21 protein-coding genes are annotated in these 22,940 nt (G+C 67.0%); 11 read left to right on the top strand and 10 right to left on the bottom strand.

Annotation, left to right across the window (positions count from 1 at the left end; translation table 11 throughout):
• Positions 1 to 155: 155 nt before the first annotated feature.
• Positions 156 to 836 (bottom strand): metal-dependent transcriptional regulator, encoded by a 681-nt coding sequence (locus tag BSZ39_RS02390; protein WP_073715798.1) that lies wholly within the window; start codon positions 834 to 836, stop codon positions 156 to 158.
• Positions 837 to 886: 50 nt separating this feature from the next.
• Between BSZ39_RS02390 and BSZ39_RS02385 the strand changes: the two genes are divergently transcribed.
• Entirely contained in the window at positions 887 to 1,996 is a 1,110-nt protein-coding gene (locus BSZ39_RS02385) for a phosphoserine transaminase (RefSeq protein ID WP_073715797.1), read from the top strand.
• On the opposite strand, the gene BSZ39_RS02380 is transcribed toward BSZ39_RS02385, so the two are convergent.
• The 4 genes from BSZ39_RS02380 to BSZ39_RS02365 all read right to left on the bottom strand — a co-directional run bounded on the left by BSZ39_RS02380 (position 1,993) and on the right by BSZ39_RS02365 (position 7,601).
• Positions 1,993 to 3,351 (bottom strand): MFS transporter, encoded by a 1,359-nt coding sequence (locus BSZ39_RS02380; protein WP_073715796.1) that lies wholly within the window; start codon positions 3,349 to 3,351, stop codon positions 1,993 to 1,995. The genes BSZ39_RS02385 and BSZ39_RS02380 overlap by 4 nt on opposite strands.
• Positions 3,348 to 3,836, bottom strand: a complete 489-nt coding sequence (locus tag BSZ39_RS02375) for a MarR family winged helix-turn-helix transcriptional regulator (RefSeq protein ID WP_083602882.1) — start codon at positions 3,834 to 3,836, stop codon at positions 3,348 to 3,350. Before BSZ39_RS02375 ends, BSZ39_RS02380 begins: the two co-directional genes overlap by 4 nt.
• Before the next feature lie 221 nt (positions 3,837 to 4,057).
• Positions 4,058 to 6,031: an OPT family oligopeptide transporter gene (locus BSZ39_RS02370; RefSeq protein ID WP_073715795.1), complete on the bottom strand. Its 1,974-nt coding sequence runs from the start codon at positions 6,029 to 6,031 to the stop codon at positions 4,058 to 4,060.
• A 106-nt stretch (positions 6,032 to 6,137) separates the two neighbouring features.
• The gene (locus tag BSZ39_RS02365) at positions 6,138 to 7,601 is read right to left on the bottom strand and encodes an NCS2 family permease (protein WP_073715794.1); all 1,464 of its coding nucleotides are present in this window, start codon (positions 7,599 to 7,601) and stop codon (positions 6,138 to 6,140) included.
• A gap of 76 nt (positions 7,602 to 7,677) precedes the next feature.
• Here BSZ39_RS02365 and BSZ39_RS02360 point away from each other — a divergent pair, with 76 nt between their 5' ends.
• Positions 7,678 to 8,625 (top strand): NAD(P)-dependent oxidoreductase, encoded by a 948-nt coding sequence (locus BSZ39_RS02360; protein ID WP_073715793.1) that lies wholly within the window; start codon positions 7,678 to 7,680, stop codon positions 8,623 to 8,625.
• Between the two features lie 31 nt (positions 8,626 to 8,656).
• On the opposite strand, the gene BSZ39_RS02355 is transcribed toward BSZ39_RS02360, so the two are convergent.
• The 4 genes from BSZ39_RS02355 to BSZ39_RS02340 are packed head-to-tail and all read right to left on the bottom strand — an operon-like array spanning position 8,657 to position 11,834.
• A complete protein-coding gene (locus BSZ39_RS02355) occupies positions 8,657 to 9,922 on the bottom strand; it encodes an MFS transporter (RefSeq protein WP_222842845.1) in 1,266 nt (421 codons plus the stop codon).
• A complete protein-coding gene (locus tag BSZ39_RS02350) occupies positions 9,919 to 10,680 on the bottom strand; it encodes a DUF3027 domain-containing protein (protein WP_073715792.1) in 762 nt (253 codons plus the stop codon). The genes BSZ39_RS02355 and BSZ39_RS02350 overlap by 4 nt, the downstream gene beginning before the upstream one ends.
• A gap of 7 nt (positions 10,681 to 10,687) precedes the next feature.
• Positions 10,688 to 11,065: a cold-shock protein gene (locus BSZ39_RS02345; protein ID WP_073715791.1), complete on the bottom strand. Its 378-nt coding sequence runs from the start codon at positions 11,063 to 11,065 to the stop codon at positions 10,688 to 10,690.
• 55 nt (positions 11,066 to 11,120) lie between these two features.
• Positions 11,121 to 11,834 carry a type 1 glutamine amidotransferase gene (locus BSZ39_RS02340; RefSeq protein ID WP_222842844.1) on the bottom strand — a complete coding sequence of 238 codons (714 nt, stop codon included), beginning with the start codon at positions 11,832 to 11,834 and terminating at the stop codon, positions 11,121 to 11,123.
• 70 nt (positions 11,835 to 11,904) lie between these two features.
• Here BSZ39_RS02340 and BSZ39_RS14090 point away from each other — a divergent pair, with 70 nt between their 5' ends.
• The 9 genes from BSZ39_RS14090 to BSZ39_RS02295 all read left to right on the top strand — a co-directional run bounded on the left by BSZ39_RS14090 (position 11,905) and on the right by BSZ39_RS02295 (position 22,062).
• A complete protein-coding gene (locus tag BSZ39_RS14090) occupies positions 11,905 to 13,938 on the top strand; it encodes a TPM domain-containing protein (RefSeq protein WP_073715790.1) in 2,034 nt (677 codons plus the stop codon).
• A gap of 73 nt (positions 13,939 to 14,011) precedes the next feature.
• Positions 14,012 to 14,860: a PspA/IM30 family protein gene (locus BSZ39_RS02330; protein WP_083602878.1), complete on the top strand. Its 849-nt coding sequence runs from the start codon at positions 14,012 to 14,014 to the stop codon at positions 14,858 to 14,860.
• Positions 14,861 to 14,925: 65 nt separating this feature from the next.
• The gene (locus tag BSZ39_RS02325) at positions 14,926 to 15,492 is read left to right on the top strand and encodes an NYN domain-containing protein (protein ID WP_073715789.1); all 567 of its coding nucleotides are present in this window, start codon (positions 14,926 to 14,928) and stop codon (positions 15,490 to 15,492) included.
• 3 nt (positions 15,493 to 15,495) lie between these two features.
• Positions 15,496 to 16,968, top strand: coding sequence for an amidohydrolase (locus tag BSZ39_RS02320; protein WP_073715788.1), 1,473 nt, complete (start codon positions 15,496 to 15,498; stop codon positions 16,966 to 16,968).
• 32 nt (positions 16,969 to 17,000) lie between these two features.
• The gene (locus BSZ39_RS02315) at positions 17,001 to 18,269 is read left to right on the top strand and encodes a M18 family aminopeptidase (RefSeq protein WP_143180331.1); all 1,269 of its coding nucleotides are present in this window, start codon (positions 17,001 to 17,003) and stop codon (positions 18,267 to 18,269) included.
• Between the two features lie 11 nt (positions 18,270 to 18,280).
• Entirely contained in the window at positions 18,281 to 18,994 is a 714-nt protein-coding gene (locus BSZ39_RS02310) for a response regulator transcription factor (protein WP_073715786.1), read from the top strand.
• Positions 18,991 to 20,463, top strand: coding sequence for a sensor histidine kinase (locus BSZ39_RS02305; protein WP_073715785.1), 1,473 nt, complete (start codon positions 18,991 to 18,993; stop codon positions 20,461 to 20,463). The genes BSZ39_RS02310 and BSZ39_RS02305 overlap by 4 nt, the downstream gene beginning before the upstream one ends.
• 66 nt (positions 20,464 to 20,529) lie before the next feature.
• Positions 20,530 to 21,636: an HD domain-containing protein gene (locus BSZ39_RS02300; RefSeq protein WP_073715784.1), complete on the top strand. Its 1,107-nt coding sequence runs from the start codon at positions 20,530 to 20,532 to the stop codon at positions 21,634 to 21,636.
• Between the two features lie 138 nt (positions 21,637 to 21,774).
• Positions 21,775 to 22,062, top strand: coding sequence for a WXG100 family type VII secretion target (locus tag BSZ39_RS02295; RefSeq protein WP_083602877.1), 288 nt, complete (start codon positions 21,775 to 21,777; stop codon positions 22,060 to 22,062).
• Here the strand turns inward: BSZ39_RS02295 and BSZ39_RS02290 are convergent.
• On the bottom strand, positions 22,059 to 22,718 hold the full coding sequence (locus BSZ39_RS02290) for a class I SAM-dependent methyltransferase (RefSeq protein ID WP_073715783.1): 660 nt from the start codon (positions 22,716 to 22,718) through the stop codon (positions 22,059 to 22,061). The two genes, BSZ39_RS02295 and BSZ39_RS02290, sit on opposite strands and share 4 nt — an antisense overlap.
• Positions 22,719 to 22,940: the final 222 nt, after the last annotated feature.

Here is a 22,940-nt window from a genome sequence, read left to right as displayed (position 1 = left end):
GCGAGATTAGGCGCCGCCGGTGAACTTGCAAAGGAGGGTTTCACAAGCTGGTGTCGAGACTAATGCCGTCAACCCCTAATGTCACGTTTCGGTTACGCATGTCGACACGTATGGGGTCATACCCAGGGATGAATTTTGTAGACCATCAACAAGGGTCAGGCGAACTTGATGAAGATGTGCCGGGAGATATTATCGGGAACCTCCAGAAATACATCCGATCGTGTGGCACCCACTACGTGGTAACCGTCCTGCTCACTGACCGTAATGTCAGCACCTGGGAGGACCCCGGCTTCGGTAAAGCGCGTCAAAAGATCGATATCAACCTGGAGGGGTTCACCGATGCGTACAACGGTCGCTTTCCGCTCCGTTTCGCCCGAAACTTCAAGCAATGGGATGAGACCTTGGTCCCCCGCGATCGCGGGCGGGGCGCCGACTTCGGGGATGGGGTTGCCGTAGGGGTCGACGTCGTTCGCGCTCAGGACGTCAAGGAGCTTCGATTCGACGCGGTCACTCATCACGTGCTCCCACCGACACGCCTCGTCGTGCGCGAATTCCCATTCGAGCCCGATGACGTCGATGAGGAGGCGTTCGGCCAGGCGGTGCTTGCGCATGACGTCGCTGGCCTTGGTGTAGCCCTCGTCGGATAGCCGGATGATGCGCTCGTCGTCGACCTCGAGCAGGCCGTCGCGCTCCATGCGCGCCACCGTCTGGGAAACGGTCGGTCCGGAATGGCCGAGACGCTCGGCGATGCGGGCGCGCAGGGGCGGAACTCCTTCTTCTAGGAGCTCGTAGACCGTCTTCAGGTACATCTCGGTGGTATCGATGAGGTCTTTCACGAAGTGGTCCTTCCGTCCCGCGGCGAGACAAATCGTGTCATGGTCATAACATGGATGATGCCGCGTTTGTCCCTGTGCCCTCAATCTTGCCTCAAGACGGCCGATTCGGCAGCGGACCGACACGCATTCGGCCCGAACAAATTTCCGCATTGGCGCATGCGCCGCTCGGGACCTCGCATCGCGCCCGGCCCGTGATCGAGCTGGTGGGCCAGGTGCGCACACAACTCGCCGAGCTCCTGAAGGTGCCCGAGGGCTACGAGATCGCGCTCGGCAACGGGGGTGCCTCGCTCATGTGGGAGGCGCTGACGTTCTCGCTCGTGCGCGAGCGCGCGGCCCACGCGGTGTGCGGCGAGTTCGGCGGCAAGTTCGCCGCGCTCACCGATGCCGCGCCGCACCTCGGAGAGTCGATCATCCATCGGGCCGAGCCTGGCCAGTGGGTCGGCGTCAACGGCGCGGACGACGCCGATACCCTCGCCTTCGCCCACAACGAGACCTCGACGGGCATGCTCTCGCCGCTCGACCCCGTGGGCGAGCACGACGCCGATCAACTCGTCGTCGTCGATGCCACGTCGATCGCGGGCGCGGTCTCCGTCGACCTTGCGGGAATCGACGTCTATTACTTCTCCGCACAAAAGGCGCTCGGCTCCGATGGCGGCCTGTGGTTCGCGGCGCTGTCCCCCGCAGCGATCGAGCGCATCGAGCGCGTCACGCGCGAGCGCTGGGTGCCGCCGATGCTGAACCTCGCCACCGCGCTCAACAACTCGCGCAAGGACCAGACCTACAACACGCCCGCGATCGCGACGCTCGCGCTGCTCGCGGGCCAGCTCGACTACCTGATCGAGCGCGGCGGGCTCGCCGCTGCGGAGGCGCACTGCCGGGGGCTGTCGGAGTCCTTATATATATGGGCCGAAGGTCACGACCGCGCGGCGCCGTTTGTTGCGGAGCCGCGGCACCGCTCCCCCGTCGTCGCGACGATCGATCTTTTTGAGGTCGATGCCGACGAGGTGCGTGCCGAGCTCGCGGCGCGGGCGGGAATCGTCGATATCGCGCCCTACCGCTCGCTCGGCCGCAACCAGATCCGGATCGGTTGCTATCCGTCGGTCGACGCCGCGGACGTTGCCGCCCTCATCGAATGGCTTGACTGGGCGCTTGCGCGCTAGACGCGCTGCTCGCCCTTGACGCATTCGGCGTTCAGGACGGGATCCTGCTGGATTTCTTCGGTGTGCGGGACGAGGTTTTCCTCGCGACGGGCGGCCCGCTCGCCGGGGCCGTCGATGTCCACGTAGGGGCGGTGCCACTGGTAGTGGACCTCCACGCGCCAGTGCTGCTTCGCCCAGATGCCTGCGCCGACGGCGACGAGGATCGAGGCGAGGGCACCGATGCCGACGGACCAGCGCGGCGAGATTGTCTCGGCGACCCAGCCGACGAACGGCGCGCCGATCGGGGTCGTGCCGAGGAAGACGAGCGTGTACAGAGACATGACGCGGCCGCGCATCGAGGGCTCGGTCGACATCTGGATCGCGGTGTTCGCCGAGGTGATCATCGTGAGCGAGCAGAAACCGACCGCGATGGAGGTCAGGAGGTACAGTTCCCACGTCGGCGCGAGGGCGTTGATGCCCGCGGCGATACCGAAGACGAACGCGGACATGATGACGAGGCGCACGCGCGGCTGGGGGCGGCGGGCGGCCATAAGCGCACCGGCGACCGAGCCGATCGCCATGATCGAGCCGATGACGCCGTAGCCGGTCGCCTTCTGGTCGAAGACCTGGGTCGCCATGACGGCGCTCGTGAGCTGGAAGTTGAGCCCGAGCGCAGACACGACGCCCGCGACGATCATGATGACGAGGATGTCGGTGCGGCGGCGCACGTAGCGCAGGCCGTCGCGGACCTGCCCCTTGCTTCGCGGGGCGCGCGGCAGTTCGCGCAGCTCGCTGATCTTCATCATCCCGAGCGCGATGATCGTCGCGCCAAAGGAGATCGCGTTAATGAGGAAGACCCAGCCGGTGCCGACGGCCGCGATGAGGATGCCGGAGACGCCCGGGCCGACGAGGCGCGCGGCGTTAAACGACATCGAGTTTAGTGCAACGGCATTCGGCAGCGAGGCGGAGGGCACCATTTCGCCGACGAAGATCTGGCGGGCGGGCGCGTCGATCGCGGCGATCGCGCCGAGCGCCAGGGCCAGGACGTAGATGTGCCAAAGCTGGGCGTGCCCGGACAGCACGAGAATCGCCTGGATGAGGGCGGTCAGGCCCATGCCGGCCTGCGTCCACATGAGGAGTTTGCGGCGGTTGACACGGTCGGCAAGGACGCCCGCGACCGGGGTGAGCACGAGCAGCGGCGCGAACTGGAGAGCGGTCGTCACGCCGACGGCGAAGCCGGAGTTGTCGGTAAGGATGCGCAGCACGAGCCAGTCCTGGGCGATGCGCTGCATCCACGTGCCGATGTTCGCCACGAGGGCGCCAAAGAACCAGATCCGGTAATTAACAAAAGATAAGGAATGGAAAATCTTCTTCATCGCTCCACCATCGTCAGCAGCAGTTCGGCCGTCTCGCGCACGGCCTTGCGCTGCTCAGGGTCAAGTTCGGATAGGGCCTCGGTGAGCCATGCGGTGCGGCGGCGGCGCACCATCGTAAGCACCTCGCGCCCGTCGGGCGTGAGATGAACGAGAACCTGACGACGATCCGACGGATGCGGCCCGCGCTCGACGAAGCCAAGTTCATCGAGGGCGGCGACCGTGCGGGTCATGGAAGGTGGTTGGACACGCTCCTGTTCGGCGAGCTCACCGGGTGTGAGTGCGCCGTAGCGGTCGAGGGAGGCGAGGACGCAGAACTGCGATTGGGTGATATCGGCAGCGGCCTGGGCCTCGGAGCGAAGGCGCCGGGCGGTGCGATAGACGGCGACCCGAACGAGGGTCGTCAGATCGTCTTCGGCAGGGCCGTAGGGAGCGCCAATCAAGGTATCGGCTAGCTGGAGTTCTTCGGGTGCTTTCGTCGCCGTCATCATGCCTCAGTCGGTCATCAAGCTTTCGTAACACCCTTAGGTTAGCTCATTACTCTTGCTAAAGATAGATGAGAACGGTCGCTCAATGAACGCCACTAAGTATTTTACCCTTGATTCATAGCCCAAATTAAAGATGTGTCACCGATGTTTCTTTACCTTTAAGGCAAAAAACGCGAGCCGCCACACCATAGGGCGTGACGGCCCGAGGAGCGTGAGTGCGGCTAGGCGGCTTCCCCCTGCGCCGCTGCTGCGCGCTGTTGGACCCAGCGATACAGGCCCAGGATGATGACGACGAACGCGGCAACGCCGAGGTAGTTCGCCATCGTGGCAAAGCCCTCCCCGACGATCGCCAGCGGCATCTCGGAGCCCGAGGTCGCGATGATGCCGGCGAGGAGGACGCCGAAGAGGCTCTCGCCTACGATGAGGCCGGTGGCTACGAGGATGCCGAGACGCTTCGCGTGCTCCGGCCGCGCGGTGCAGGCGGCCCAGCGGTCGTACAGCAGGCCGAGGACCGCACCGATCGGGATGATGAGCGTGAGGTCCATCGGCAGGTACATGCCCATGCCGACGGCGAGCGGCGGGAGCGCCCACTTCTTCTTCGTCGTGATCCCGAGGACCTCGTCGATGATGATCGCGCCGATGCCGATGAGAGCACCGAGGCCGATGAGGCCCCAGTTGAGGTCGCCACCGAGCACGCCCTTGACGAGCGAGGAGATGAGCGAAGCCTGCGGGGCGGCGAGCGCGTCGGGGCCCGCGTTGGGGGCGCCGGCGAAGCCGAACGCGGTGTTCATGAGGCCGAGGACCGGCGGGATGATTATCGAGCCGAACAGGACGCCGATGACGAGCGCGACCTGCTGCTTCCAGGGCGTTGCGCCGACGAGCTGGCCGGTCTTCAGGTCCTGCAGGTTGTCGTTCGAGATCGTCGCGACGCCGAAGACGACAGCCGCCACGAACAAGGTGAACGCGACGAGCGCGGTGATCTCGTTCGGGTTGTGGCTGTGCACGGTCTTGATGAGCAACGCCGCGGTGATCGCGACAAGGATACCCACGCCGGAGATCGGGCTGTTGGACGCGCCGATGAGACCGGCCATGTAGCCGCAGACGGCCGCGATGACGAGGCCGATGAGCAGGATGTAGATGACCGCGATCGCGACGAGGCCGACGGAGTTGTGCGCGAGCGGCGTGTCCTGGACGAACAGCCACAGCAGGATGCCGATCGGCAGCATCGAGGCGAGAGTCGTGCCGACGACGACGGTCATCGGCAGGTCGCGCTCGGTGAGCTCGACGTGGCCACCTGCGCGGCGGGCCCGGGTCGATTCGAATGCTTCCTTGATGCCGCGCGCGATCGGCGAGATCAGCTTGATGAGCGTCCAGATCGCGGCGATCGCGATCGCGCCGGCGCCGATGAACCGCACGTCGGTCGCGAAGGCGGCCGAGACGACATCGGAGATGTCCCCGCTGGCCGGCAGCGTGCCCGCCGAGCGCATCGGCAGCAGGATGCCGTAGGAGACGATCATGCCGACGATCATCGCGATACCGACCGTGACGCCGACGAGGTGGCCGACGCCGATGAGCGCGAGCGAGAGGCTCGCGCCGAACAGCGTGCCGCCGGAGCCGACGCGGAATGCGGCGCCGATGGAGTTGGCGACGACCTTCAGGGCCGCACCGAGCGACATGCCGGCGGCCGCGAGCGCACCGGCGATGATGACGCGCAGGCCCTGCTGGTTATCCTCGGCCGCGCCCTCCGTGTCGCCAACGCGCAGCACTTCGGCTGCGGCGACGCCTTCGGGATAGGGCAGATCGGACCCGGTGACCATGGCACGGCGCAGCGGGATCGAGTACATGACGCCGAGGATGCCGCCGAGCGCGCACAGGGCCGCGGTCGTCCAGTAGGGGAAACCGGTCCACCAGCCGACGATGACGAGGCCCGGGAGCACGAAGATGATCGCGGACAGCGTGCCCGCTGCCGATGCGATCGTCTGCACGATGTTGTTCTCGACGACGGAGTGCTCCGCGAAGAAGCGGAGGATCGCCATCGAGATCACCGCGGCGGGGATCGATGTCGCGAAGGTGAGGCCGACCTTGAGTCCGAGATAGACGTTGGCGGCGGTGAACACCAGGGTGATGATTCCACCGATGATGATCCCGCGGATCGTCAGTTCCCGGACGGGTGATGTGGTGGTGTCAGATGACAACGGAGTCTCTTTCCAGATGGAAGACAGAAACAATGCGGTTCAGGCTACCGCAGTAAAGTGCCGGTCCTCGGGGACTAAATCCCCGTGGACCGGCACTCATGGTCCGCTAGACGCCGAGCAGGGACTGCAGCGGTCCGAGCACGAAATACAGCACAAACAGCAGGGAAACGATCCACATGAGGGGGTGGATCTTCTTTACCCGGCCGAGTGCAAGTTCGATGATGAGGTAGGTGACGAATCCCGCACCAATGCCGACCGTGATCGAGTACGCGAACGGCATGAGGGCGATCGTGAGGAACGACGGGATCGCGATCTCGGGGCGATGCCACTCGATCTCGGTCACCTGGGTCATCATGAGGAAGCCGACGGCCACGAGCGCGGTCGACGCGGCCTCCGAGGGCACGAGTTCGACGATGGGCGCGAGGAACATCGACAGCATGAACAGCAGGCCCGTGACGACGGTCGCGAGGCCGGTGCGGGCGCCTTCGCCAACGCCCGCAGAGGATTCGACGTAGCTCGTCGCCGACGAGACGCCACCCATACCACCCGCGGCGGCACCGATGGAGTCGACAACGAGGATCTGGCGCGTGCGCGGCGGGTTGCCTTCCTCATCGAGCAGGCCGGCCTCGCCGCCGATGGCGACCATGGTGCCCATCGTGTCGAAGAAGTCGGCGAGCATGAGTGAGAAGACGAGCAGCAACACGGCGAGGAAGCCGATCTTGCCGAACGAGCCGAACAGGTCGAATTGGCCGAGCGTTGAGAAGTCGGGCAGCGAGACGGGCGAGCCCTTGAGCTCGGGGATGGTGAGGCCCCAGCCGGTCGGGTTCTCCTCGCTCTTAGCACCTAGGTGCGTGAACAGCTGGATGATGATGCCGACGACGGTCGCGGACAGGATGCCGATGAGGATCGCACCGCGGACCTTGCGGACCATGAGGACGATCGTCACAAGCAGGCCGACGACGAAGACGAGCGCGGGCCATCCGGCGAGCGAACCGTTGATGCCGAGTTGCAGCGGCGTGCCGCCCGGGCGCACGATGCCGGCGTTGACGAGGCCGACGAGCGCGATGAACAGGCCGATGCCGACGGAGATCGCCGTCTTCATCTGGGCGGGCACGGCCCTAAAGACGGCCTCGCGGAAGCCCGTGAGGACGAGCACGAGGATGATGATGCCTTCCCACACGATCAGACCCATCGCTTCGGCCCACGTGAGGCCGGACGCGCCGACGAGCGTGAAGGCGACCATTGCGTTCAGGCCCATGCCCGAGGCGAGCGCGAGTGGGTAGTTCGCCCACAGGCCCATGATCAGGGAGAGCACGCCCGCGACGAGCGCGGTGCCTGCGGCGATCGCCGGGATGTTGGCCTCCGTACCGCGGCCGAGGAAGCCGCCCGAGGAGTCCATGCCGGACAGGATGATCGGGTTTAGGACAAGGATGTAGGACATCGCGAAGAAGGTCACGAGTCCACCGCGCAGCTCGCGACTCACGGAGGAGCCACGCTGCGTGATTTGGAAAAAGCGGTCTAAAGTGCCGAGAAAACCGGTGTACTGAGGGGTGGTGACGGGAGAGTTCACGAGGGAATCGTCCCATATTTTTCACTCTCTCCTGCATACTGGCACCCAGATGGACCGCCGCGAGAAAGGCAGCGTTATGAAGATTTTGGTGCCCGACGATGTCGTTCTTGACCTCAATCTGCCAAAGGACGAGATTGCTTCATACACTTTTGGGGAACCTATTGCCGAAACGGAACGCGATGCTGACGCAATAGTGATGTGGGGTTTTGGTCACCGTTGGCTGAATGAGGTCCTGCCCGCCCTACCGAACCTGCGCTGGATCCAAACGCTCGCCGCCGGACCCGACGCCCTGCTCGCTTCCGGCGCCGTCCCGACAGGTGTCGAGATCACGACCGGCCGCGGCTTTCACGATCGGACCGTCGCCGAGCATGCGCTCGGGATGACCCTCGCGCTCGTGCGCCGCCTGCCCGACTGCCTCGATGCGCAGGCCGACCACCGCTGGGCGAGCGAGATCGGCGGCAGCCAGCCGCTGCATCCCGGCGACCGCATCACGACGCTCATCAACGCGAACGTACTCGTCTGGGGCTTCGGCTCGATCGGCTCGCGCATCGCCGATGTCTTTTCGGTCGTCGGAGCGAAGGTGCGCGGCGTGGCCCGCAGCGCGGGCGAGCGCCACGGCTATGAGGTCCTCACCGAAGACTACGTGGACGCCGCACTCGCCGAGACGGACGTCCTCGTCATGGTGCTGCCGACGAGCAAGTCGACGAACGATGCGCTTGATGCGCGCCGCCTGGTGCTGCTGCCGAAGCACGCCTTCGTCATCAACGTCGGGCGCGCGACCACGTGGAATGAGGCGGACGTGATCGATGCCCTTAAGGAAGGTCAGATCGCGGGCGCCGCGACCGACGTGACAAGCAAGGAGCCCCTCCCGGATAACTCGCCGCTGTGGGACGCGCCGAACCTGCTCATCACGCCGCACGCCGCGGGTGGACGGCCGGACAACCCCGAACCGACGATCGAGGCGAATGCCGAAGCCATCCGCACCGGCCGCCTGGCAGACCTCATCAACCGGGTCGAGCTGTGAGCCTCGACGCTGAGCTGCCGGTCGCGTCCGCCTAGTCGTCGAGTAGGCCCGCAGCTCTGCGGGTCGAGCGGGAGGCGTGCACGCTCCACTTCGGCACCCAGCGGGCCTGGGCCAGGCAGGACAGGATCGAGATTCCGCCCATGACCCAGATGCCGCCCGCGAGCGAGCCGAGGAGCGCACCGCCTGCGAGGATCGCGGGCCCGGCGACGCCGCCGAAGTCGGAGAACAGGCGCCAGACGCCGAGGAACTGGCTGCGGCCCTCGCTCGGGGCGACGTCGGCGCCGAGCGTCATGAGGATGCCCGAGGAGATGCCGTTGCCGAGACCGAGGATGGTCGCGACGATCGAGACGGCGAAGACCGTCGTCGTGAACGGAAGGGCGACAAGGGAGGCGCCCATGATGGTCATCGCGGGGATGCCGACCCACAGGCGCCCGCGCGAGTCCATGAGCTTGCCGGCGGGGTAGAACAGCAGCATGTCGGCGGCGTTCGCGATGCCGAAGACGAGGGAGGTCGTCTCCGGGGAGATGCCGAGGTGTTCGGTCCACAGGGGCAGGACGTTGACGCGGGCGGCGCGCACGGCGCCGATGAGCAGAACGGCGATGCCGAGGGTGGAAAACACCGGCCAGTACTGGGTGACGATCTGGCGCATCGAGACGGCGGGCTTCGTCGTCGCGGCGGCTAGACGCTGTTTCATCGTCGGGAGCTCGGCACCCTTTTCGTGTCCGAAGGCGGCGACGAAAACCATCGCGATGAGCGTCGAGACGATCGCGAGGACGTAGACCGCGCGCAGGCCCGCGAGGTAGATGACGCCGGCGCCCGCGAACGGGCCGATGAAATAGCCGACGCGATGGATGCCGCCGAGCGTCGACATGACGCGGGCGCGGCGCAGCGGGTGCGTGATCTCGGTGAGGTAGGACTGGCGTGCAAGGAAATATGAGGAGGACGCGCCGCCGATGAGCAGGACGGCGATCACGAGCATGGGCGGGTTCGACGCGAGCCCGGCGAGGATGAGGCCGATGATCGCGACAACGGAGGCGGCGAGCATCGAGAAACGGTCGCCGACGCGACCGGCGATCGCACCCGCGGGCACGTCCATGAGGATCTGGCCGATCGCGAGGACGGTGACGAGGAAGGCGGCGCCGGACAGGCTAAAGCCGATGTTGGTCGCGGTCGCGACGATGATCGGAATGACGGCGCCGGCCCCGAGCTCGAAGAAGATCGTGGGGACGAACGTGCCAAGGACGACGGTCCGCAGCGGGAACATCGGCCCTTCGGGCATGCCGACGGGAGCCGTCACGAGTTTTTCAGGTCAAACGGTTCGATGTCGAATTCGTCGATGACCGGGGCGGACGGCTGCCAGTCGCCGCTGCTTTGGGGCAGGTCGGTCTCCGAATGCGCGCCGCAGCCGTGGTCGAGGCTGACGACGCGGCCGTCGTCGACCGACCATTCGTTCGCGCAGACGCCGAACATGTGGCTCGTCGAGCCCGAGAGCTTCAGCAGGAATCCGCACGTGGTGCACTTCGCCTTGGCGCGCCGGGAGCCGGGCGTGTTCGGGCCCGCCTTGCCGGCGTACCAGCGTTCGGCGGCGGCGGCGCGGCCCGCGGGTGACAGGACGCGCTTGCGGCCGAGGCCCATCTCGTCGAAGTCCTCATCGGACTCACTCGTGGTATCCGCGTCCTGGGTGACGAGGCGTTCGTCGTGCGGGACGTAGGGCAGGGTGTCGCCAGGGCTGACGTCCTCGGGGCGCAGGCGCTGGGCGTAGGGGATCCAGTCGGGCGCGAGCAGCGAGTCGTCGCCGGGCTGCAGGACGACCTCGCAGATGGTCGCGGCACGGCCGCGCGGCACACGCGCGAGGGTGACGGCCCAGCACCAGCCGCGGTATCCCGGGTCGGTGCAGACGAATCGGTGCGTGCCGAGGCGCACGTCCTCGAGGACGAAGGCGGCGTGCGCCCCCACTTTGTCTTCGCCCGCGAGCTCGATCGCGGCGGCACGAGCCTCGTCGATCGCGCCCGCGAGGACCTTGTCCTCGGCCGGCTTCTTACTCGGTGCGCTCATGATGTCCTTAGGCGTCGAAATCGTTGGCGACGGCCCGCAGTACTTGGGCGAGCTTGTGGCCGTGCTCGGGGTAGCGGCCGCGTCGCAGCTGGTTGGAGGAGGCGTCGAGCATCCGGATGAGGTCCTCGACGATCGGGACCATCTCGGTAGGCTTGCGGCGCAGGTTGCGCGAGACCGAGGGGATGGGCTCGGCGAGTTCGACGAACATGGCCTGCGGGCCGCGGCGGCCGTCGGCGATGGAATAGTCGAGCTTGGTGCCGGCACGCAGCGTCGTCGTGCTCTCCGGCAGGGCCGATGCGTGCAGGAAAACCTCACCGCCGTCGTCGCCGGTGATGAAACCGAAACCCTTATCGGCGTCGAACCACTTGACCTTGCCAGTGGGCATGGTGTGCTTCCTCCCCAGTAGTACGCAGGGCTCGCCAGACGCGAGCTCCCCCATTCTATCGGGAGTTGCGACGCGCTGCGCTCGCGCGAACCTCGGCCACGAACGCCGCCGCGAGCGCCTGCGACGCGGGCGCAATCTCGCCGTCGGCGGCGCGCAGGTCGCGCACGACGGCGTCGGAGTCGACGTCCTCATACGTCGCGGTCCAGGCGCCGACCTGTTCGGGCGCGACCTCGGGATGGAACTGGACGCCGAGTGCGCTGCCGACGCGGAAGGCCTGCAGGTACCGCTCCGAGCGGCCGAGGGCGGTCGCGTCCGGCCCGAGCTCGGTGATGGCATCGGAGTGCAATTCGGCGACGCGGGTGCTCGCGGTCGCGAGCGGCCCGAGTATCGGGTCGGCCGCAGCATCCTCCTCCCACGTGACGTCGACGGGCCCGACCTCGCGCCCGTCGGGATGCCCGACGGTGACGCGGCCGCCGGTCTCGACGGCAAGGAGTTGGGCGCCCAGGCAGATCCCGAGGACGGGCAGGTCCTCCTCCATGCTCGTGCGCATGAGCGTGCGCGTGGCCGCAAGATGCGGGAACTCTTCGGTCGCGTAGGTGTTGGCTTCGCCGCCTAACACGATCAGCGCATCGCCCGCCTCGGTGGGGATCGGGGTCGTGCGCCCATAGACGACACGCAGCTTGATATCGCTATCGGCGGCGAGCCAGTTCTCGAAGCGGGCGAGGGGGACGTCGTCGTCGTGTTGGATCACGGTGATGAGGCAAGGCACGCGGGAAGCTTAGCGCGTAATTTGCGCCGATAGTGTTGCGGGTCATATCCCCGCCCATGATGATAGGAGCGTGAAGAAGTTCGTCACGACCTTGGCTGGAGGCGCGATCGGCCTCCTCGTCGTGCTGCCGGGCGCCGCAGCGATCGCCTCGAGCGCCCCGCTCGCACCCCCGCTCACCGCACCGATCGAAGCCCCCGAGCGGCTCCCGGAGCGGATCACGGATAGGGCGGGCGTGCTGTCGCCCGATCAGAAGGCGAAGCTCACCAAAGGGATTTCCGAACTGCAGTCCAAGCATCAGTCCGACCTGTGGGTCGTCTTCGTCAACTCCTTTGACGGGATGAGCCCGGAGTCGTGGACCAAGCAGACCGCGCAGGCCTCGGGCCTCGGCACGGACCAGTACCTGCTGACAATCGCCGTGAAGGACCGCGCCTACTACCTCGCGCGCGCCGCGGAATCGAAACTGTCGGCCTCGCAGCTGACGTCGATCGGTAACGCCGACGTGCGCGCCGCGCTGTCCCGCAATGACTGGGCCGGCGCCGTTTCCGCCGCGAGCTCCGGCATCGATAACGCGCTGACGCCGGGCTTGCCCGTGTTGCCCGTCGCGGCCGTCGGCGTCGGCGGCATTGCGCTTGCCGGCTACGGCATTTCGCGCGCCCGTAAGCGCGGCAAGGAACGCCAGCAGCGCGCCACGACGCTCAAGGGCCTCGCCCAGCAGGCCGGCGCCGCACTCGTCGACGTCGATGACGCGATCCGCGGCGCCCGCGACGAGCTCGGCTTCGCGCAGGCGGAGTTCGGGCTGCAGCAGACCGAGGAATTCACGAAGTCGCTCACGGCCGCCGAAAAGCTCCTCGCGCAGGCGTTCGCGATCCAAAAGCATCTCGACGATCCCGCGACCCAGCTGCCCGAGGCCGAGGTCATGGACCGCTTCCGCGAGATCCTCGATCTGACGGACGAGGCGAAGGACAACGTCCACGCCCACCTCCAGCAGTTCTCCCAGATGCGCGATATGCAGTCCCGCGTCGAGCAGGTCCTTGCCGAAATGTCGACGCGCGAAACCGAAGTGCGCTCACGCCTGGAAGGCTCGCGCTCGATCCTCGCGACGCTGTCGAACCGCTACCCGGATCGCGCGCTTGCATCCTTCCTCGGTAACCCGGAGCGCGCTCGCGGCTTCCTCGATACGGCCAAGCAGGCGATCGCCGCTGGCCAGGACCGCGTCACGAAGAACGACCGCGCCTCGGCCGTCGTTCAGGCGCGCCTCGCCGAAGGCGCGATCGGTCAGGCCGCGGAGCTCCTCGAGGCCGTCAACCGGGCCGATAAGGAACTCGCGCACGCTGCCAAGCAGCTGCCCGCCGCGATCGCCTCGATCAGCTCCGATCTGCAGGACGCGGACCGGCTGCTGTCGAACAAGGGCGAGCTCGCCGCGGAACGCAAGGCCGCCCAGGCCGCGATCTCCCAGGGACACGAAGCGCAGCGCAACGGCGATCCCGTCGGCGCGCTCGCCGCCCTCAGCCAGGCCGAGGACGCGATCGACCGGGCCCTCGAGCCCTACCGTACGGCCGAAGAGCAGCAGGTGCGCGCGAAGCGCAACCTCGCCGATCGGCTCGGCCAGCTCGATTCCCGCCTGCGCAACCTCGACGGGCTGCTCCACACGCACCGCGCCCGCGTCGGGCCACGTGCCCGCTCGATGTTCACCGAAGCGGTGGACCTGTCCGAGCGCGCCCATGACCTCGCCGAAAACGATCCGGTCCAGGCCGTGCAGGCCGCGAGCCTCGGCCTGCAGAAGGTCGATGCGGCGACCCGAATCGCCCAGGCCGACCTTAACTCCGGCGCCAACCTCGGCGGTCCCTGGCGGGATCCGGCGATGCCTCCCGGCTGGGATCCGGATGAATGGCACGGCTATGGCGGCCGGAACCGCTCCGGTACCTCGGACGTCCTTGGCACGATCATCGCCGGTCAGGTCCTCGGCAATATCCTCGGCGGCATGCTCGGTGGCGGCGGCCACCGCGGCGGCGGTGGATTTGGCGGCGGCTTCGGCGGTGGCGGCTTCGGCGGCGGAGGCGGCGGCTTCGGCGGCGGCTTCGGCGGCGGCGGAGGCCGGTTCTAACCCCTTTTACAAGTGTCCGACTCGATTACCTCTTCACTGTGACCTCCCGGTCGCGTAACCGAAAGGAAACCCCATGGCAGAAAAGCAGACCATTCTGGGCCGGATCGCCCAGCTGACTCGAGCCAATATCAACGCGCTCCTCGACCGTGCCGAGGATCCGCAGAAGATGCTCGACCAGCTCGTGCGCGATTACACCAACTCGATTCGCGAAGCCGAAGAGGCCGTCTCGGTCACCATCGGTAACCTGCGCCTGGCCGAAAAGGACTACGAGTCCGACAAGGCCGAGGCCCGCGACTGGGGTAACAAGGCCCGCGCCGCCGCCCAGAAGGCCGAAGAGCTCCGCTCCGCTGGCGACAGCGATGGCGCCGAGAAGTTCGACAAGCTCGCCCGCGTCGCGATCACCAAGCAGATCAACGCGGAAAACGAGGTCAAGGCCGCCGAGCCGATGATCACGCAGCAAAACGAGGTCGTCGACAAGCTCAAGGATGGCCTTGTCCAGATGAAGGACAAGCTCGATGAGCTGAAGTCCAAGCGCGACCAGCTGATCGCCCGCCAGAAGTCCGCCGAGGCCCAGTCCCGCGTGACCGATGCGATCTCCTCGATCAACGTCCTCGACCCGACGACCGAGATCTCCCGCTGGGAAGAGCAGGTCCGCCGCGAAGAGGCCCGCGTTGCCGGCAAGCAGGAAATCGCTGGCGCCTCTCTCGAGTCGCAGTTCGCGGAGCTGGAAGACCACAACAAGAACGCCGAGATCGAGGCCCGCCTCGCCGCCCTGCGTTCCGGCTCCACCCCGCAGATCACCTCCGATCAGGAGGCCGAGATCGTCGAGGACGTCAACCACGACGATGAGGAATACGCGCAGCGCGCGAAGCAGTACTCGAAGGACTCCTTCGATTCCTCTGACCGGGCCACCGGCCACTAATTTCTGCTCTCGGCGGCGGGCCCAGTTTTGGGCCCGCCGCCGCGGCGTGCCAGTAGGCTGGAGCTATGGGTAATGACCAAACAACATATCTCTTAGCTGACGGCGAAAATATTGACGCTACCCTCGGAATGTCGGTCCTGAACCGGCGTCCCCACCCCGATGAGCGGCCCCGCTGGGACCGGATCCTCGACTTCGCCGATCACCGCTTCGGGCGCGACGTGCGCGCCCTGTTCTTCCTTAACGCCACCTCCGGCCAGCTGCCCATCAGCTTCGTCCAGGCCCTCATCGCCATGGAATACCGGCCCGTCCCGCTGGCCGGCTCGGGAATCGAGAAGGTCGTCGACGTCGGTATCCAGCGCACGCTCGAAGCTCTCGTCGACCGCGGCCCCTCCCATGTCCTGCTCGCCTCCCACGACGGCGACTTCATCCCGCAGGTCGAGGCGCTCCTCGACAACGGTTCGCGCGTCGGGGTCCTGTGCTTCCGCGAATTCCTCAACGCCAAACTCGCCGCCCTCGATGAAAAGGGCCTGGAAATCTTCGACCTGGAGACCGACGTCAAGGCCTTCCAGGTCGCGCTGCCGCGCGTGAAGATCATTCCGCTGTCCGAATTCCGTCCCGAAGAATTCCTCTAAACCATGACCGGCCACGTGGGCGAGGAGGTGCGCGCGATCAGCCGCGCCCGCATCGTCGGGGCGCCAACGGACGAACTCGTCGACGTCCACCTCGAAGGCGGGGCGGTCGAACGGATCGAACCGTCGGGCAGCGCTCCGCTTACCGGCGCGCTCGACGCCGATGGCGCGTTCCTCATCCCCGGACTGTGGGACGCGCACGTGCACTTCGGCAACTGGGCGCAAACCTTCACCCGCCTCGACCTGTCGGGGGCCACGAGTGCCCGGCAGTGCGCGAGACTGCTCGCCGAGGAGGCACGTGCCAACCCGCCGATCGCGGGCGGCGCCGTCATCGGCATGGGCTATCACGGCGCCCTGTGGGATCCCGCGCCCACGACATCCCTGCTCGATACGGTCATGGGCGAGATCCCCGCGATCGCGGTGAGCCACGACCTGCACTCGGCCTGGCTGAACAGCGCGGCGCAAAACCTCCTCGGGCTGCCGTTGCGCGAGGGCCTCGTGCGCGAAGGAGAATGGTTCACCCTGTCCCCCGCAGTCGACGCGTTGCCGGCCGCCGACCCGGACGAGCCGCTGCGCGCGGCGATCGCGGATGCCGCGAGCCGTGGCGTCGTCGGCATCACCGACTTCGACTTCGGGAACCACCTGGATGTGTGGCGTGAGCGCAACGCGCGCAGCCTCACCCAGCTGCGGGTGCGAGCCGGGTTCTATCCCGAATTCTTGGGCGCCGCGATCGAGCGCGGCCTTGCCACCGGCGATGCCTTAAGCGAAGACGGGCTCGTGACGCTCGGGCCGCTGAAGATCATTTCCGACGGCTCGCTCAACACGAAGACCGCCTACTGCTTCGACGCCTATCCCGGCGGCGGGCACGGCGTCCTGTCCGTGAGCGAGGACGAGCTCACGCGCCTCGCGGCGCGCGCCCACGAGGCCGGCATCGAGTGCGCGATCCACGCGATCGGCGACCACGCGAACGCCATCGCACTAAAAGTTTTTTCGACCACGGGCGTGCGCGGCTCGATCGAACACGCCCAGCTCATGCGCGCCGACGACATCGTTGAGATGGGCGAGCGCCACATCACTGCCTCGATCCAGCCCGCGCACCTGCTCGATGACCGCGAACCATCCGCGCAGCTGTGGCCAGGCAAGGTGCCCTACGAATTCCAGCGGCTCTCCAAAGCCGGCGTGACGCTCACGCTCGGCTCCGATGCGCCCGTCTCGCCACTCGACCCGTGGCTGCAGATCGCGGCCGCCGTCGGACGCGGCGAACCCGAGACCGACCCGTGGGAGCCGGGAGAACGCCTGACCCCCGCGACGGCGCTGTTCAGCTCGACGGGCGGCGTCGGACGGATCCTGCCCGGCTCCCCCGCCGACCTCGCGCTGCTCGCAGCCGACCCGCTCGCCCCCGGCATCAGCGCGGCCGACCTGCGCGCCATGCGCGTGCTCGCCACGATCTGCGCGGGCCGGGTCACCCACGCCGATTAGGCGAACGCGGTCGCGGTGAGATAATGAGCCACATGACTGACTTCATCGCCGATCTCGCTGACTTTATTACCGCATCCCCGTCCTCCTTCCACGCTGCAACGGAACTCGGTCGGCGGCTGAGCGAAGCCGGCTACACCCGCAACGAGGAATCCGCGCCGTGGGACGCAAGCCCGGGCGGGCACTACATCATCCGCGACGGCGCGCTCATGGCGTGGCTCGTGCCCGACGGCGCCGATACCTCCTCGGCCTTCCGCATCGTCGGCACGCACACCGACTCCCCCTCGCTGAAGCTCAAGCCGAAGCCTGCCATTGCGCGCGCGGGCTGGCAGTCCGTGGGCGTCGAGGTCTACGGCGGCCCGCTGCTGAACTCCTGGCTCGACCGCGACCTCGCCTTCGCGGGCCGGATCGTCGATAAGGACGGCGTCGTCCACCTCGTGCGCACCGGCCCGATCGCGCGGGTCCCGCAGCTCGCGATCCACCTCGACCGCAAGATCGGCGCCGAGGGCCTGAAGCTCGATCCGCAGCAGCACACCGCCCCGATCTACGCTGTCGGCGACGAAAACGCGGACATCCTCGACATCATCGCGCGCACGGCGGGACTTACTGCGGCCGATGTGACCGGCCACGATATTTACGCCATCGACACGCAGGCGCCGGCCGTCATCGGCGCGAACGAAGACTTCTTCGCCGCGGGCCGCCTCGACAACCTGTCCTCGACGCACGCGACGCTGTGGGCACTGGAAAACCTCGCCGAGCACACGCGCGACATCCTCGTTTTTGCTGCCTTCGATCACGAGGAGGTCGGCAGCTCGACCCGCTCCGGCGCCGCCGGCCCCATCCTCGCCGACGTGCTCACCCGTACCGCGGGAGCGCTCGGCGCAAGCGCGGACGATACCGCCGCGATGTTCGCCCGCTCGGCGCTGCTGAGCGTCGATGCCGCGCACGCCGTCCACCCGAACTACGCGGAGCGCCACGACCCGGAGACGCACCCGCTGCTGAACGCGGGCCCGGTCCTGAAGGTCAACTCACAGCAGCGCTACGCGACCGACGCGGTCGGCATCTCGCTGTGGAACCGCGCCGTCGCGGCCGCAGGAATCGAGGCGCAGGTGTTCGTGTCCAATAACGCGATGCCTTGCGGTTCGACGATCGGCCCGATCTCCGCGACCCGCCTCGGCCTCACGACGGTCGACGTCGGCGCCCCGCTGCTGTCGATGCACTCCGCGCGCGAACTCGCGGGCACGAAGGACCTGCCGGCGCTTGCCGCGGTGATCGCCGCGTTCTACACCGCTATCGATCTGTAAAGGGGGACCAGATGCGCACCACGGAGGAACCTAAGCCTCGCCTCCTCGTCGTCGACGACGAGCCCAATATTCTCGACCTGCTCGCCGCCTCGCTGCGATTCGCAGGCTTCGACGTCGAAACGGCCGCCGACGGCAACGCCGCGCTGCACCTGGCACGCACGAAACCGTTCGACCTCGTCGTCCTGGACGTCATGCTCCCCGATATGGACGGTTTCACCGTGATCCGCCGGATGCGCTCGGCGCGCATCGAGGTCCCGGTCCTGTTCCTCACCGCCCGCGATGACGTCGCCGATAAGCTCACGGGTCTGCAGGAGGGCGGCGACGATTACGTGACGAAGCCGTTCTCGCTCGAGGAAGTCGTCGCCCGCATCAACGCGGTGCTGCGCCGCACGCGCCCGACGCTGACCGACGAGTCGACGATGACGTACGCGGACCTCGTCTTGAACGACGACACCCACGAGGTGCACCGCGGCGGCGAACTCATCGATTTGTCGCCGACGGAGTACAAGCTGCTGCGCTACCTGATGATCAACGCGGAGCGCGTCGTATCGAAATCGCAGATCCTCGACCACGTGTGGGAATACGACTTCATGGGGGACGCCAACATCGTCGAGTCCTATATCTCCTACCTGCGCCGCAAGGTCGAGATGCCGGACAAACCCGTCCTCATCCACACCCGCCGCGGCGTCGGCTACATGCTGCGTGAGGAGGAGGCGAAGGGATGACCCTCGTCGCGCCGCGCACGTCCAGGTTCGAAGAGATCCCCCTCTCCACGCGCCTGGTGACGACGTTTGCGGTGCTCTTATCCTTCGGCCTGTTCGTCGCGTTCCTCGTGACGAGCTCGATCCTGCGCTCCTCGCTCGTCAACCAGCTCGACCTGCAGCTCGCTGCGACCGCGGAGGCGATGTCGGCGAGCCCCGTGCAGTGGCTCGAACAGTCCGCCGACGAGGACCAGCTGTCGACCGACTACTACCTAAAGATCGACCTCGTCGACGGGCGCAGCGAGACGTTCGTCAGCAAGGAGACGATCCAGCGCTTCGGCAGGCCCGTCGTCACGTCACTTAAGGACGCGACCTCGACGATCGCGAACCAGGCCGTCACCGTGCCAAACGCGCAGGCGGGCGGCCCGTGGCGGATCTACCAGGTGCCGATCATCAACCAGTCGAACCAGTCCGTCATCGGTGTCTTCACCGTCGGGCTGCCGACGGCGAGCGTGCTGCGGCCGCTGGAGGACTCGATCGGCTTGCTAGTCGGCACCTCGATCCTCCTCGTCGTCATCGGCGGCCTCGTCTCGTGGATCGCGATCCGCCGCCACCTCAACCCGCTGCGCGAGATCGAAGCGACCGCGGGCGCGATCGCCGCCGGGGACCTGTCGCGTCGTATCCGGCCACGGCCCCCGACGACGGAAGTCGGCTCGCTCGCGCAATCGCTGAACGTCATGCTCGCCCAAATCGAGCAGGCCTTCGCCGACCGCACCGCCTCCGAGGCACGCACCCGCCAGTTCATCTCCGACGCGTCCCACGAGCTGCGCACGCCCGTCGCGACGATCCGCGGCTACGCCGAGCTCTACCGCATGGGCGGAATCCCCGCCGAGTCGCTGCCCGAAGCGATCGGCCGCATCGAGAGCGAAGCCGCACGCATGGGCGAACTCGTCGCCGACCTGTTGCAACTCGCGCGCCTCGATGAGGGCCGCCCGATGCACATCGAGGTCGTCGACCTCAAAGCGCTCGCCTCCGATTCCGCGAAGGACCTCTCGGTCCTCGATACCACCCGCACCGTGCAGGTCATCTCGCTTGCCGGCGGCGAACCGCACGAGACCAAGGCCTGCGCCGACCCGGACAAGATCCGCCAGGTGCTCGCGAACCTCGTCGGTAACCTCGTCAAGCACACGCCCGCGGGCTCCCCTGTCGAATTCGCGGTCGGCAACGAGGACGGCCGCGCCGTCGTCGAGATCCGCGACCACGGCCCCGGCGTCCCGCCCGAAGAGGCCGCCAAGATCTTCCGCCGCTTCTACCGCGTCGACACCTCCCGGGCCCGCAAGTCCGGCGGCTCCGGCCTAGGGCTTGCTATCGTCGCGGCGATCGTCGACGCCCACCAGGGCGAAATCAAGGTCCGCACTACTGACGGCGGTGGGCTGACGGTTCGTGTTCTGTTGCCCACACCGGGAAATTCCGCGGCTAGCGCGGACCAATGAGTTGGAGTTTCGACCCCTCGCGGGTCTAGCATGGCGGGGCCAGTCTTTTCGTCTTGGAGGATTCAAGTGAATACAGGCGGTGCACCCGCACCCCAATGGCTCGCCTCAGCGTTCGTGCGCAGCGCACGCACGCTCGGAGCCACCGCCGATCCGAGTGAGCTTAAGGCAACGGCCGAACGGCTCATCGAGCGGTGGCAAGAGTCCAACCGTTTCCATCACGGGCTCCCCCACCTCATCGAAGTGCTGCAGCGAGTCGACACCCTCGCCGAGGAAGCCCACAATCCCGACGCCGTCCGGCTCGCCGCCTGGTACCACGGCGCGATCTTCGATACCTCGATGATGGCCGAGTACCGCCGCGCCGCCGGCGAGGACAAGGATAAGAGCGCCGCGCTCGCCGCCGAGGAACTCGCGGCCCTTGGCGTGCCGGAGCAGACGATCGAGCAAATCTGCGAAATGATCCTCAAGCTCAAGGGGCACGCGCAGCAGTGCAGCGACATCGACTGCCAGGTACTCTCCGACGCCGACCTCGGATCGCTTGCCGTCGAGCCGCAAAAGTATCGCAAGTACCGCGAGAACGTGCGAAAAGAGTTTTCCCACCTCGAGATCGTCGACTACCTCGACGCCCGCATCACGATCATCACGAAACTGCTGGGGCGCACCCACCTGTTCGCCTCCCCGATGGCGAAGATGTGGGAGGACGCCGCGCGCGAGAACCTCGCCGCGGAACTCGCGCGGCTGAAGGCCGAACGCGAATGCCTCGAGACGAAACCCGCGGAAGAGTATGAGCCGGGCGCTCACAAGCACGCGATCCCCGCGAAGGTGGCGGAAGGCCAGGTGTCGAAGCCTCCGACGCTGGAAACCGAACCCGAGCCGAAGCCGCGCCGGGCCGGCGAAAAGCCTGCCGCCGAAGTCGTGGGCCGTCCCGTAGGCGAAGAGCCGCGTACCGAAAAACCCGCGGCCGAGACCCCGACGGCCTGGGGTATCGAGCGCGAACCGTCCGATCTGCGCAGCTTGCCGCGCCGCAACGCCAAGACCGTGCGGATGGAGCGGCGCACCGAGCTCGAGGTCGAGGACCCCGACCGCGATCCGCCGCGCCCCAGCGGCGAGCGCCCCACGCGCCCGAAGGATGACGACGCGACCGGCTCGCTGTTCAAGCCGCTGCAGATCGACTGACCTGGCCGCGGCTATCCACACGCCGCCGCGTAACGTTCTCCCATTCCATGGCGGCTGCCGCCGTCATTCGTGCCGCCGCGCGCGCTCCTAGCGTCGAGGTACCAGGACCCCCTGGTCACCCCGATTAGGAGAAGCATCATGCAGTTCACCGTCAACTCAACCGAACTCCAGGCGGCCTCGGCCCGCACCACCGCTTCCGTGTCCTCTGTCCGCGCGGAGGTCCACGGCCTCATGGCCAACCTGCAGTCCCTCCAGGGCTCGTGGCTCGGCGGCGCGGCCGAAGCGTTCGGCGACTGCGCCCGCCGCTGGCACCTCGTCCAGCAGCAGGTTGAGACGCACCTGGAAGAAATCTCCCAGGCCCTCGCGGGCGTCGCCCGGCAGTACGAGGACGTGGAAGCCGCCTCGCGCGCCGTCTTCGCCGGCTAGCGATCCTCGGACCGACCGGCCCGTGAGGGTCGGTCGGTTCGGTATACATGCAACAACGTGTCGAGCGCGGGCCGCTCCTGAGTTGCATCGCCCGATGCGGTCTCGGACTGGAAGCGCTCGACGACCTTCGCCTGCACGACCGACGTGTCGGCGACATAGGGCAACAGGTTCGGCAGGTGGTGCAGCACATCCGGGTTTTGCGGCCCGCCCACCCCCTCGGTGAGGTTCGAAATATCGTGGCCGACGAGCACCAAGTGCCCGCCCGGCGCGAGCCAGGACGCGGCCCGAGCCAGGATTAGGCCGAGCTCATTGGTCGGCAGCTGAATGTAGCCGAGGACAATGAGGTCGGCAGCGCTCTGCGGCTCATAGTCTTCGACCGTGGAATGGACCCACTCGATGTCCTGATCCTCACAAATGTTTTTGGCCCGCTCGATCGCCACGCCCGATTGCTCGATCGCGATCACGTGGTACCCCAGGCTCGCGAGATAGCGGGCGTGCCGCCCCTCCCCCGCGCCGATGTCGATCGCGACCGGTGCCTCGGGTGAGCGCGCGGCTACCTGGTCCGATGCGAACGTTTCAACCGCGGAAACAAGCGGGGTTGCAGCATCGCCAACCCAAACCTGTGCGTCACGATATTTTTCATCCCAGTCAGACATGGCTTCAGGTTAGGCCACAACGTCGGTGATACCTGCTACCTTTTTGCCATGGGCGTGATGTGGTGGGGTTACCACGTAGCCAATGACATGGCAAAGAGATCCTCACTGACGAGGACCTGTTCGACGAGTTTGGATCGCCCCGGGTGTGGTGGAGGGTTTGATCTAACCGAGAGGATAGGAACATGCCTGCACCGAGTAAGTACCCTGCAGAAGTTCGTGACC

Origin of the sequence: Bowdeniella nasicola, assembly GCF_001907295.1 — a bacterium.
Lineage (GTDB): Bacteria > Actinomycetota > Actinomycetes > Actinomycetales > Actinomycetaceae > Bowdeniella > Bowdeniella nasicola.
Note: the sequence above shows the minus strand (reverse complement) of the source record. Positions and strands in the feature narration are given on the sequence as shown.